Source organism: Pseudomonas sp. HK3 (assembly GCF_052920985.1).
The window spans coordinates 1,038,410-1,051,879 of the sequence record NZ_JBREXD010000003.1; the positions used below are offsets into that span (position 1 = coordinate 1,038,410).

General features: G+C 40.9%; 10 protein-coding genes. 1 reads left to right on the plus strand and 9 read right to left on the minus strand.

The window, feature by feature from the left end; genetic code table 11:
• Positions 1-20: 20 nt before the first annotated feature.
• Together ACU6U9_RS20470 and ACU6U9_RS20475 are read right to left on the minus strand one after the other, a co-directional pair.
• Positions 21-596 carry a hypothetical protein gene (locus ACU6U9_RS20470; protein WP_446736816.1) on the minus strand — a complete coding sequence of 192 codons (576 nt, stop codon included), beginning with the start codon at positions 594-596 and terminating at the stop codon, positions 21-23.
• Complete coding sequence (locus ACU6U9_RS20475; RefSeq protein ID WP_446736817.1) at positions 593-1,504, minus strand: carboxypeptidase regulatory-like domain-containing protein; 912 nt, start codon at positions 1,502-1,504, stop codon at positions 593-595. Before ACU6U9_RS20475 ends, ACU6U9_RS20470 begins: the two co-directional genes overlap by 4 nt.
• Positions 1,505-1,548: 44 nt before the next feature.
• Between ACU6U9_RS20475 and ACU6U9_RS20480 the strand changes: the two genes are divergently transcribed.
• Positions 1,549-2,699, plus strand: a protein-coding gene (locus tag ACU6U9_RS20480; protein WP_446736818.1) for an IS3 family transposase whose coding sequence is annotated in 2 segments (ribosomal slippage) — positions 1,549-1,783 and positions 1,783-2,699 — 1,152 coding nt in all. Because the reading frame shifts where the segments join, the coding sequence is not laid out codon by codon here.
• Positions 2,700-2,714: 15 nt separating this feature from the next.
• Here the strand turns inward: ACU6U9_RS20480 and ACU6U9_RS20485 are convergent.
• The 7 genes from ACU6U9_RS20485 to pepN form a co-directional block, all read right to left on the minus strand.
• The gene (locus ACU6U9_RS20485; RefSeq protein ID WP_446736819.1) at positions 2,715-3,014 is read right to left on the minus strand and encodes a hypothetical protein; all 300 of its coding nucleotides are present in this window, start codon (positions 3,012-3,014) and stop codon (positions 2,715-2,717) included.
• A 461-nt stretch (positions 3,015-3,475) separates the two neighbouring features.
• Complete coding sequence (locus tag ACU6U9_RS20490) at positions 3,476-4,762, minus strand: acetyl-CoA C-acetyltransferase (protein ID WP_446736820.1); 1,287 nt, start codon at positions 4,760-4,762, stop codon at positions 3,476-3,478.
• 39 nt (positions 4,763-4,801) lie between these two features.
• The gene (locus ACU6U9_RS20495; RefSeq protein WP_446736821.1) at positions 4,802-5,479 is read right to left on the minus strand and encodes a TIGR01621 family pseudouridine synthase; all 678 of its coding nucleotides are present in this window, start codon (positions 5,477-5,479) and stop codon (positions 4,802-4,804) included.
• A gap of 90 nt (positions 5,480-5,569) precedes the next feature.
• Entirely contained in the window at positions 5,570-7,984 is a 2,415-nt protein-coding gene (locus tag ACU6U9_RS20500) for an efflux RND transporter permease subunit (protein ID WP_446736822.1), read from the minus strand.
• Between the two features lie 6 nt (positions 7,985-7,990).
• Positions 7,991-9,199 carry a WD40/YVTN/BNR-like repeat-containing protein gene (locus tag ACU6U9_RS20505; protein WP_446736823.1) on the minus strand — a complete coding sequence of 403 codons (1,209 nt, stop codon included), beginning with the start codon at positions 9,197-9,199 and terminating at the stop codon, positions 7,991-7,993.
• Positions 9,200-9,283: 84 nt separating this feature from the next.
• On the minus strand, positions 9,284-10,651 hold the full coding sequence (locus ACU6U9_RS20510; protein ID WP_446736824.1) for a DUF1329 domain-containing protein: 1,368 nt from the start codon (positions 10,649-10,651) through the stop codon (positions 9,284-9,286).
• Between the two features lie 166 nt (positions 10,652-10,817).
• A complete protein-coding gene (pepN, locus tag ACU6U9_RS20515) occupies positions 10,818-13,466 on the minus strand; it encodes an aminopeptidase N (protein WP_446736825.1) in 2,649 nt (882 codons plus the stop codon).
• Positions 13,467-13,470: the final 4 nt, after the last annotated feature.

A 13,470-nucleotide genomic window follows, 5' to 3' on the forward strand; every position in this document is an offset into this window, starting at 1 on the left:
AACCAATATAGGCATATCAATTAAGCGATTGCTTGCTGCGTACTTGGTTTTGTCTTACGCATAAGCATAAATAGTATCATCATAACCATGAATACCGCGCCTATGATCATAATGTACATCAGCATGCTTTTTTCTTCGCCGATCATTAGCTGAGACGTATTGAGATCAAACTGAGTGACCACACCGTTTTCATCCGATATTTTCAAGGTATCTAACACCAGTAATGTTGGTTTGACTTCTAGCAGTTTAATGTTAAACGATAAGGTATTTCCAGACAAGGTAATCGCACTCGCTGGGCGTACAAGGCTCACTGCATATTCCGCCGACTCTGCTTGAATAAAATTCCTTAATTGAATTTTACCTTTTTCAGGCCAGGCTTCATGGTGTTCAAACTTTTTATTAATAGGCACCAAATTATTATCAGGCAATATAAACTTCGCTTGTAAACCAAATACATTTTCGAGTTCATCAATATTAAGATTAATACGCCATGTATGCTCACCAACAGGTTGAGCCTCAAGCTCAGCACTGGGCTGGGCTTGGGCAAAACTTGTGATCAACAACAGCGAAAACGCTAAGATCACAGTTTGAATCATTGTGGGGATACCTCACAGTGGTCTGTACCAAAGTGACTACCAAGAATAGACAAATCTTGTATATTAATCACATTATCGTGATTTAAATCCGCTAGAGGATTATAGTTTTCATCATCACTATTTAAACCAAACAAAGAAGATAAAAGACTAAAGTCACCAATATCAACGCCACCATCATTGTTAATATCGCCTGCATACATTGGAATATTTAATACCGGGTTAGTATTATCAGTGTTTAATGTAAGACTCGTACAAGCCGCCACATATTGATCACTGTAAACATGAACCGAGTAATCCCCTGCCACTAAACGATCAAACTCAAACGTACCATCTTCTTGTGTGGTCACTTCAATTTGACGACCATTTAAGGTGATCGTGACAACTACGCCACTATAGTCAGACGTGTTCGGGATCGAAATTTTACCCGAGATTACATTAGCACCGCCGTGAATTTGGTCATCAAGGTTGATGGTTATTTCAGCTGGGTTTAACGCAATTTTATTTCCTTCGATATCAGAGGCTATGCCAGAGCAATTCATCGTCCAAGTACCGGTTGTGACATCAGCGGTTAAATCGAATTTGGCGAACTCTTTTGAGCCAGAAAGTGATTCTAAACCGGTTAATGATTGCGCACCGTTCCATTCACCTGTTAGTGAGTCCCATTCGATTGGGATTTGAAGGGCTGTTTCTGATAATGGAATGTAATCACCTCCATCTACAGCAACATTTGTAGTTTGAAGCGAACAATTAGCTTCTATTCCATAATATTTATATCTACTAACAGATACAATAGGTGAAAAATTTGAATCCAAATAAGGATCGAGATTTTCATTTTCAACCGTAATCTTAAAACCAGTTCGATCTAAATACAGAAAAAAACTTCCTTGATTGAATCGCCCCGAGTTCACTAGACACCCTTTAACTATATAATGTACTTAAAGAGGAGGCCATTATGGCTGGTGAACGATACAACGAAGAATTCAAGATAGCAGCGGTCAAGCAAGTGACTGAAAATGGTCATTCCATTGCCGATGTGGCCAATCGATTAGGCATTACAACTAAAAGCCTCTATCACTGGCGAGATAAATACGGTGAGAACGCCCAAGGCTACCAAGAAAAACAATCCATAAACGAAGAGCTTCGCAAGCTTAAAGCCGAACTAAAGCGTGTGACCGAAGAGCGAGACATCTTAAAGGAGGCCGCCGTGTTCTTTGCCGGGGAGTCAAAGAAAAATACACGTTCATAAGCTCTCGAACCCACCGTTTCTCAGTGCGATCCATGTGCCGTGTACTAAATGTTCACCCAAGTGGATTTTACGCCTGGCATGAAAACTCTAAAAGTCAGCGTGAAAAAGACGATGAATATTTATTAGGGTTTATTAAGCAATTTTGGTTAGAAAGCGGCTGTGTTTATGGTTATCGAAAGATCTATAAAGACATGCTTTCATTTGGCGAAGCGTGCGGTAAAAATCGCGTATATCGACTGATGAAATCCGCAGGCATACAGTCTCAACGAGGCTATAAGCGTAAAGCTAATTACAGTGGAGGCGAACTATCGACAGTTGCTCCAAATCTTTTAAATCGTGAATTTGATGTAGTCGAACCAAATACTGCTTGGGTAACCGATATAACTTATATTCGTACTTATAAAGGCTGGCTGTATCTTGGTGTTGTCATTGATTTATTCTCAAGGCAGGTAGTTGGCTGGTCGATGAGTGATCGCATTAATACCGATTTAGTACTCAATGCCATTACGATGGCCATCTGGCGACGAAAGCCAAAAGGCAATGTAATCGTGCATTCTGACCAAGGCTGCCAGTACACCAGTTACGATTGGAAAAGTATGTTGGAAAGCAATAACTTAACAGTAAGCATGAGTCGACGAGGGAATTGTCACGACAATGCCTGCGCTGAAAGCTTTTTTGCGTTGTTAAAGCGTGAACGTATTCGTCGTAAAATTTATCTCACTCGAGAAGAAGGTAAAGCTGATATATTTAATTATATTGAGTTGTTCTATAATTCAACTCGACGTCATGGTAATAATAATGATGTGTCACCGATGGAGTTTGAAAGAAACTATTTTGTGAAGCAATTGGGTGTCTAGAAAAGTCGGGGCGATTCATACTATACATTTATAATACACCCCTTCTTGGTTATTTATATCGTCCATATACCCTAAAGCTTCTTCTCCATTTATAGAGATCAGTGAACTGTCAGTTAAAGTATATTGTAAATGGATAGATTCATTACGAATTTCATAAAGCTCACCTGATGAATTTGTATAATATTTATCAGTTAAAATTAATGGCTTTGATGTTCCAACATCAATTTCTTCATAACCATTAAAATTTAAATCCAACGCATTCACGTTAAACCCAATGACAGAAATAGCCATCAGTACCAGTGTTTTCAATTTCATTGTGTGCATTCCTTTTATTGACACGATTCCATATGCCGCATAAGAATTTTATTATTGAATTTTGGAACCGATTATTGTTATTTTTTATACGGCGTACCGCATCCTATAAGAAATGTGACGTAGTTCAATGTTATATTTTATTATTTTCATTGGTTTTTTAGTTTTTAGTACCAAGGTATTTCAAATAAATTTTTTTATATATAACAACCAATACTTTAAAGCTATAAACGTTCAAAAATAAATCAGGTCAAAATATATTCATATAAATATACAGTTATTATTTTTAACCATTATTTCATTACATTAACGAATTGAATTCACTACTAAAAATAAGAATAGTGACAATGAAATACGAATAAGAGAGGTAACTTTATTGATGGGGAAGTGTTACAAAAAAGAGAGAATAAAATAATAAACCAGCTCTTGATAGCACAGGGCTGGTCCACATGTCATATGAACGTTTAACGTTCCAATAAGGCAACCACGCCTTGGCCACCTGCGGCACAAATAGAAATTAATCCTTTGCCCGAACCTTTTTCGGCAAGTAACTTGGCCAAATTGCCTACAATTCGTCCCCCGGTTGCTGCAAACGGATGACCTGTTGCTAACGAGCTACCGTTTACATTTAACTTAGTAAAGTCAATTTCACCGAGTACTTTTTCAAGACCCAAACGCTCTTTACAAAATGACTCAGTATTCCATGCTTTAAGTGTCGCTAATACTTGCGCTGCGAATGCTTCATGAATCTCATAAAAGTCAAAATCTTGTAGCGACATATTATTACGCGCTAACATTTTAGGCACTGCGTAAGCGGGGGCCAGTAATAACTCTTCTGTGTAATCGCTATCTTTACCAATAAAATCAACCGCACTGGTTTCATAGTCCGTTAAATACGCAAGCACGGGTAAGCCTCGTTCTTTTGCCCACTCTTCGCTTGCTAATAACACAGCGGATGCGCCATCGGTTAATGCTGAGCTGTTACCTGCTGATAGTGTGCCGCCATTTTTATCAAATGCAGGGCCAAGGCTTGCTAGTTTTTCAAATTTGGTACTTGGGCGCAAAAGATTATCTTTATCTAGACCATTGAATGGCGTAATCAAATCCCCCATAAAACCAGATTCATACGCTTTATGCAGATTTTGATGACTCGCATACGCCAGCTGATCTTGTTGATCACGAGGAATTTGCCAACGCTTTGCCGTTAACTCTGTGTGCCCACCCATGCTTAAGCCTGTTCTTGGTTCACCGTTACGAGGCAGATTTGGGGCTAAGAAACTAGGGCGAAAGGAGGCTAGAATCTTTAAACGCTCACCCGTACTCTTTGCTTTGTTTAACTTCATTAGCATAGTTTGAAATTTATCACTTATCGCAATCGGCGCATCCGATGTCGTATCCACGCCACCTGCAATACCACTTTCAATTTGACCAAGGGCAATCTTACTGGCCACACTGAATAACGCTTGCAGACCTGTGCCACAAGCTTGCTGCATGTCGGTACAAGGTGTTGACGCCAGTAGCGATGTATCTAACACGGCTTCACGCACTAAGTTAAAGTCTCTGCTATGCTTCATGACTGCGCCAGCAACCACCTCGCCTACGGCGTGCCCTTGTAATCCTGTTTTTTCAACCAGACCAGAAATAGCCGCCGTCAACATCGTTTGATTCGACACGCCAAAATAAGCGGTATTGGATTTTGCGAAAGGTATACGGTTTGCAGCTACAATTGCCACCGGACGAGGAAATGCCATACGAGTCTCCTAAAATTTAATGAGGTTCAAAGCTATAACTTAAACAACGGGCCATGTTACCGACCAAGGTTCAATCCAATTTTGTGCTTTCAGTACGGTTTCTAAATTTAGTCTATCAAAAACGGCTGACGATTCTGGTAATTGCTTAAAATAAAACGCTTGCTGCTCATATTCGAACGCTAGCACATAACTATGCAAATTTAAGCGATCTGATTCAGCGCCGCCATAAGCACTATCACCTATGATCGGCGCGCCTATTGATTTCATGGCAACCCTTAATTGATGGGTCTTACCGGTTTTAGGCTTTAATAAGCAAAGACGATAACCAGGCTTTAAACTAACAGACAAAAACTGCGTGACCGCTGGGTTTTCTTGCGTTTTAAGCAATTTGAATGCACCGCGTCGAGCTGGACTCATATCGCCTTTAATTAAGCCTTGCTTTTTTTTCATACTAGATGGGCAAACGGCCAAGTAATACTTTTCAACCAAACGCTGAGCAAACAACTCACTTAACACTCGACAGCTTTCTTTTGATTTCGCTAACACCAACAGACCTGATGTCAGTTTATCTAAACGATGCACTGGCCAGAGCTTTTTACCCAACTGTTTTTCTAGTTGGACCACAAATCCAGCCTCTCCATCTTCACTATGAAAGTTAAGTCCTGCTGGCTTAACCGCAATTAACCAATCTTTATGTTCAAAAACAATATCTAACAAAAGACTCTACCACTTAGTTTTAAAGTAACGTGAAGTGTACCTACATAAAAAAACCGCGACTAGCGCGGTTTTTGAAAGGAGCAATAATTATTATAATGTTTCAGCTGGGCTCACATCGCCATGCTTTGCTTGATGCTTAGCAATGATACGCTCAGGCTTTAATACAAAGCGAGACAATGCAGGCAATAGCAATAGAGCACCAAACATATTCCATAGGAACATAAAGGTTAGCAAAATACCCATGTCCGCTTGGAATTTAATGGGCGACCAGATCCAAGTACCCACACCAATCGCAAGAGTTAAACCTGTAAAGCTTACGGCTTTACCTGTGGTTTTAAGGGTTTGGAAGAATGCTTCATGTAGGTTTTTACCTTCAATCAGTAATGCTTCTAAACGGCTATAAATATAAATGCCGTAGTCCACACCAATACCCACACCTAGTGCGATAACAGGCAAAGTTGCCACTTTTACACCAATGCCCATTTGAGCCATCAATGCCTGACACAAAATAGACGTCAGCGCTAATGGCGTAATAATACAAATAATCGCACGAATTGAACGGAAGGTAATAAAGCACAGTACCGAAACAACAATGTATACAAAAATAAGCATCAAAGTTTGAGCTTCTGCAATAACTTGGTTTGTTGCCGCTTCAACCCCTGCATTACCAGAAGCCAGTTTAAATTGAACCGCTGCATTACCTTCATAGGTTTTTGCAAATTCAGCCGCGGTATTAACGGCACGTTCCAATGTTTCTGCTTTATGGTCATTTAAGAAAATAACCACAGGAACCATTGAACAATCTTGGTTCAACATGCCACTTGGTGCACGCTGAATGCTTGAGTTCAAAATATTTTGGTTACGAGAAAGGGCAGACCACTTCAGGCTTCCTTCATTCATACCTTTAGAAACAAGTTTCGAAACCGATACAACGGAAACAGCTGATTGAACGCCTTTAACGTTCTCCATTGTCCACATTAGTCGATCTATCGCATCTAGCGCTTCATAGCTTGCACATTGCTCACGCGGGGTTTCTGCCATTAGTACCAATACATCTGAGCTGGTTGAATAGTTATCAACGACAAATGCATTATCTTTGTTATAGCGGCTATCTTGTCGCAGTTCTGGCGCGCCTTTATCAAGATCGCCTATTTTTAGATCTTGACTGCCGATCACACCAAGAATGGCTAGACCTACAGCCACGACAATTGCGGTACCGGCTACTTTTTTGTGGGTAAAGTTCGCAACAAATTTCCAAAGCTTAGGTTCAGATTTCTCGACTTTTTGAGCATGGCTAACACCTGAGCGACTAATGCCAACATATGACATCAATAACGGCAATAATAACAAGTTAGTGATAATGATAACCGCAACACCAATTGACGCAGCAATCGCCAATTCTTTAATTACGGTTATATCAATGAACAATAAGGTTAAGAAACCAATCGCATCCGATAATAACGCAAGCATACCTGGAACGTATAACCCTCTAAATGCCAGACGAGCGGCCATTTCTCTTGAAGCGCCTTTACCAGCTTCAATGGCTATACCGTTAATTATTTGCACACCGTGACTAATACCAATAGCAAACACTAAAAATGGCACCAACATAGAGTAAGGGTCGATTCCGAAGCCAATAAGGTTTAATAACCCCAACTGCCAAACAACCGCAATAATCGAACAAATAACAGGAATCAATGTGCCTTTAATACAGCGCGAGTACATATAAAGCAAAATTGAGGTTATGAAAATCGCACCAAGGAAAAACAAGCCAACGTTAACGGCACCAGCCATCAAGTCAGCCATCTTTTTCGGGAAGCCTATAATATGAATCGAGGTATCTTCACTTGAAAATTTATCCCGAATCTTTTCTTCTAGCGTATTGGCAAGCTCTTTCGGGTTTAACGGCTGGCCTGTTTCAGGGTCCATCTCATATAACGGCACATCAATCATGGTTGATGTAAAATCATTTGAGACTAAGCGCCCTACTTGCCCCGAACGTAGAATATTCTCACGTAGCTGATCAATACTGTCTTCGCTGCCGTCATAAGTAGCCGGTATAACTGGTCCACCTTGAAAGCCTTGCTCCGTTACTTCTGTCCAGCGCACGTTTGGCGTCCACATGGATTTTAGTTTTGAGCGGTCTGCACCTTTAATATAAAACACTTCATCATTAATTTGGCGAAGTATTTCCATGTATTGTGCATTAAAAATATCGCCATTTTTATTAGCAACAACGATTTTTATATTGTTCAAACCACTGCTTAAATCATTTGCATGACGCATATGGTTTTCAATGTATTGGTGTTTAAGTGGAATGTATTTCTCAGAGCGAGAATCCAGCCCTACTTGTGACGCGTTATACGCTAAAAACCCCGTCAAAAGTAATAAAACAATTAAGAACAACCCACGACGAGCAAACAGCATTCTTTCAAGAAAAGGCTCTGCATTAGGCGTAATTATATAATGTTCAGGTTCAGATTTCGGCATAGTTTCTTTAGTCATAATTAATTACCCCTCGATGCTCTTAATCTCTACCGACAGGCGTTCACCGGTTTTATCTAAAATTTCAACACCACTTTCTCCCACCATCACAAATTCACCAGAGCGAGTTTCAATAATTGAAGATGCGTTACTGCGTCCAGTTCTTGTTTGACTTTCCCATTTACGACCAGAATCAATGCCTTTCAAAAATGCACCACCATTACCAACCACATATGCAATGCGACCAAGATGGTCGGTTGCACCCATTAAGGTTTGCTGAGTATCTGTATCTTCTAAGCGCCAGCTCAAACCGAAGTTATCCGAGCGAGCTAAATTGCCACGCAAACCAAATGCTAATTGCACATTATTAGAAAGATTCATCACACCAAAGAAAGAGCCATCATACGGGCTCAGCATTTGAGTCCAGGTTTCGCCAGCATCTTGTGTACGAAGCATCAAGCCTGCTTCACCTACCATCATTAAACGCTGCTCATCAATTTTTGTAATGCTATTTAAATGAAAGCGATCTGGGTTTTCAACATGGGTAGCCCATGCTAACCAGCTATTACCGCCATCAATGGTTTTGAACATCATGCCGTAAGCACCGATCACAAAACCTTCTTTCGCATTTTTAAACCAAACATCCAGTAATGGTTTTGTTGATTTATCTTCGAAATCGATTTGCGCATCTTCTAAAGCATATGTAGCATTTTCTAAACGCTCTTCTGCTAATGAAATTCGAGCATCGCTGGCCATCACCATGGCCTTACTCAATTCATCTTCATATAACGCTTTTGTTTTCTTTGCTGAGTTAAGCACCATTTCGTTTGCTTTAAAGCCATCGAATTGTTTTGCCCATGTTAGGCCACCATCTTGCGTATTTAGTACCACAGCGTCGTGACCGACAGCCCAACCTGTATTTTCATTAACAAAATAAACAGCTGTAAGCGTCGTAATAACCGGCACCTTTGCTTGACGCCAAGTTCTGCCTTGATCATTGCTTAAAATAATATGCCCACGTTCACCAACCGCTATCAAACGTTCACCCACTGAAACAATATCTAATAACAGTGACTTATGTGCTTTTAATGTGCTCATTGCGGGTGTATCTAACGGGTCCTGCCATTGAGCATGAGCCATTGTTGCAGTTAATCCTACCACCGAGGCCAAGATACTAGCGGATAAAAATCGGCCAGCAAATCTCAGCACGGCGTGCACTGAAAACAGTGTACGCATCAGTTAATCTCCAATCTGAAATATAAATAAACGTAAAATTCATGATGCAGATAACCTTTTAAACAAGATTACCTGCAAACAATATTAACGACCGCGGCGACGAAGCTCTTGCGGAGTGAAGTATCGACTACCCGGAGAAGCCTGACTAAAGTCAATTGTACTGCGCTCTTCGTTATCCATGCCTTGAACATGATAGCGACGAGCTTGCACATCATGGAAAACATCCATAGAGGTCCAAGTTCCAGGTAATTCATAGAAGTTTTTAAGGTAAGCCATGCTCACGCGCCATAATTCACCACGCTCATCATATTGATCGATGACAGCTGCGCCCCAAGAGTCTTCATCAATATAAAAGCGACGTTTGTGATAAATGTGACGCTGGCCTTGCTTCAATGTGGCTTCAACAACCCATACACGATGTTTTTCATAGCGCGTGTATTCAGGGTTTAAATGCCCTGGTTGTAATAAAGACGCGTATTTCACGTCTGGAGAGCCGACACGATAATTGTTATATGGAATAAAGACTTCTTTTTTGCCAACAATTTTCCAGTTGTAGCGGTCAGGTGAACCGTTAAACATATCGGTTTCATCGATAGTCCGAAGACCATCAGCTGCGGCTACTGGTGTATCGTAAGCTAAGTTAGGCGCTTTACGTACACGGCGTTGACCTGCGTTATAACCCCAAGCACGACGAGGTTCCGTCACTTGGTTCATGGTTTCATGTGCTAACACTGCACCACCCGCTAAACGAGCAGGCGCTTTTGTAAATGAGAGATAATAAATCAATACGTTATCTAATTCGGCTGGCGTAATACCGCGGTGATAATAGTTGTAATCTACTTCCGCTTGGGTCGTGATTAAGCTGTATGACCCGTCCGGTTGAACCGCCACTTCTGATGCTCGACGAATACCGTATTCACCGCGCCAGCGAGTATTGTGATTCCAGATAACCTCTAAACCGCTGGATGGAATTGGAAATGGCGCACCACCAATCGCATTTTGAATACCGTTACCACCTTCGACTAACGATGCCTTGGTGGCATTATTATAGGTGTTATCGTAAACCCACTGTGGTGCTGCTGCCGTACGACGAGATTGGTAGATAGGCATCTTAAATGAATTTGGGTACGTTTTTAGTAGGGCTTTCTGGCCATCGGTTAAGTGTTTTTCATACTTAGCCATGTTTTGAGCCGTTACTTCAAATAAAGGCTGATCACTTGGAAATGGATCAACATGATGCTGGCCTGGTTGTTTATAGCCTGCTGGTGGGAATTGAATGCCGCCTCGCCATTCTGGAATAGAACCATCTGCATTACCTGCACGCTCGCCACCAAGCGGGGTGAGTGTCGTACGCAGTTTATCTGCTTCTTTTTGACTAACTTGTGCTTGGGAGACAGCCGATAAGCCACACGCCAACACAATAGTGGATACAAGTAGACCTGATTTTTTCATTTTTATTATTCCCCCAGCCAAGAACAAGTCGTCTAAGCTGTTGCTGGATAACCAGTACAGGAGTACCAGTTAGAGTCTTTTATTTTTGTTATTGCCCAAGCATATAAAATAAACCAGTGACGTACAACCGAATACGCCACTGGTTTTGTAAATTTGTACCGAGTCCCTAGCTTACTAGAGATTTCGTCACAACTTCATAGACATCTTTCGACAAATTACCTCGTGCTGCAATTTTTTCTAACGCCTGCTTCATTTGAGTGCTATTTGGCTCACCTATGCGCTTCCATTTAGTCATAGGGCCAATTAAACGAGACGCTATTTGTGGATTCAATGCGTCAAGCTCAATAATCCGATCCGATAACCAGTTGTAACCGGCGCCCTCTTCACCGTGAAAATGACGTAAATTTTGGCCAGCAAACACACCCACTACCGAACGTACTTTATTTGGGTTCTTTATATCGAACGCGTCATGACTTAAAAGTTCATTAACCGACTCAACACCCTGCATATGGTCACTAGACGCCTGTAAAGACAACCACATATTCACCACCAGCACATCATGCTGCCATTGCTCATAAAAATTCTGAAGTGCTGTTTGTGCCAAGTCTTGGTGGTGACTGTTCACTAATGCGCCCAATGCAGAAAATTGGTCTGTCATATTATTCGCTTGCTCAAATTGCGTTTGAGCAAGTGCAGAGTAATCATGTTTTAAGGTTTGCGTCATATATTGCAAGCACAGGTTTTTCAATGTGCGTTTAGCAATCGCACTTGGTGATGGCACATAATCACTAGAATCGATGCATTGCTGATACCGTTCATTAAACGCCCCATGCAGTTGATCCGCTAACGTTTGCTTCACAAAACTACGCGCCGTGTACAGCGCATGTACTTGAGCTTGATCTTGCTGTTCAATTAAATAAGCTAGACTTGGCAGACTTAACATTTGAGCTTGCATCGCAAGGTCGTCTATTAAATTTGATAACAAAGATTGATAAACACTAAGCAACCCCTCATCCAGAATCAACTCTCTACCTGCTAATACATCTTGAGATAAATCTAAAATAATATTAGTTGCAAGTGTCTGCCCTGCGTCCCAGCGATTGAATCCATCACTGTCATTTTTTATTAAAAATTGTAACTGTTCAGACTGATAATCATAATTCAACTTAACCGGTGCACTAAAACCCCGCAGTAAAGACGGTACCGGTTTCGATGCAATATTTTCAAAGGTAAATGTTTGTTCATATTGTTTCAAATTAATCACGCAAGTGTGCGTATTAAAGCTATCGTCTTTGCATATTAGCGGATAGTCATTGCCGTTCTCATCAAGCAACCCTAGTGCAAATGGAATATGGTAAGGTTTTTTAGTGTCCGTCTCTGGTGTTTCGCGACACGATTGCTTGACGGTAAGCGCATATTGCTTAGACGCTGCGTCATACTCATCTGTTACAATCAGTTCTGGAGTACCAGCTTGATGGTACCAAACTCTAAATTGGCTAAGGTCTTGCCCGCTGGCATCTTCCATTGCTTTAACAAAATGCTCTGTTGTGACTGCTTGGCCATCATGACGTTCGAAATACAAGTCTGAGCCCTTTCTAAAATCGTCAGCGCCTAAAATATTATGAATCATGCGCACAACTTCAGCGCCTTTTTCATAAATAGTCAGCGTATAAAAATTAGAAATTTCAATAAAAGAGGCTGGTAATATTGGATGCGACATTGGCCCTGCATCTTCTGCAAATTGTGCCGTGCGTAATAACGATACATCTTCGATGCGCTTAACCGTGCGCGAACCGATATCTGCAGAATACTCTGAGTCACGAAAAACGGTAAAACCTTCTTTCAAACTTAATTGAAACCAGTCTCGACACGTTACACGATTACCAGACCAGTTATGAAAGTACTCATGGGCAACAATCGATTCTATTCGCTGAAACGTTGCATCGGTTGCGGTTTTCGGGTTCGCCAATACGCAAGAAGAGTTGAAAATATTTAAGCTTTTGTTTTCCATTGCGCCCATATTAAATGCATCAACGGCAACGATATTAAAAATATTTAAATCGTATTCACGACCATAGACGTCTTCATCCCACTTCATCGAACGTTTTAAGGCGCCCATTGCAAAGTCGCACTTATCAATATTTTGTGGCTCTACAAAAATACGCAACGTCACAATCTCGCCTGACTTCGTCGTAAACTTATCTTCGATATGTTGTAAGTCACCAGCGACTAATGCAAACAAATAACATGGTTTTTTGTGAGGGTCCTGCCATGTTGTACTATGACGTCCATCGCTTAGCTCTTCGGTATGAATTAAATTACCGTTAGACAACAATACTGGATACGATTTTTTATCCGCAGTAATACGTACCTCATACACACTCATTACATCTGGGCGATCTAAAAAGTAAGTAATTCGACGAAAGCCTTCTGCTTCACACTGAGTACAGAACATGCCCGATGATCTATAAAGGCCTTCAAGCGCTGTATTTTCTTGTGGCTTAATTTTTGTTTCAATCGACAGCGTAAATTCAGCAGGCACCACATTCGCATTAATTATTAAACTTTCTTCTGCGATGTCATAATTCTCAGCGTCAAGTGTATTACCGTTTATTGATACAGAGACTAATTCGAGTTCTTGGCCATTTAAAAATAAATCAGCGCCGCTAGCATTTGAATTTCGTCGCATTTTAAGCGACGACGTCACCAAAGTATGATCATCGTACAAATCAAAATTTAAATGTGTGGATTCAATGTCAAATGCTGGCGCTTGGTAGTCTTTTAAATATATGGCTTTAGGTTCTGCGTTTTTCATTATT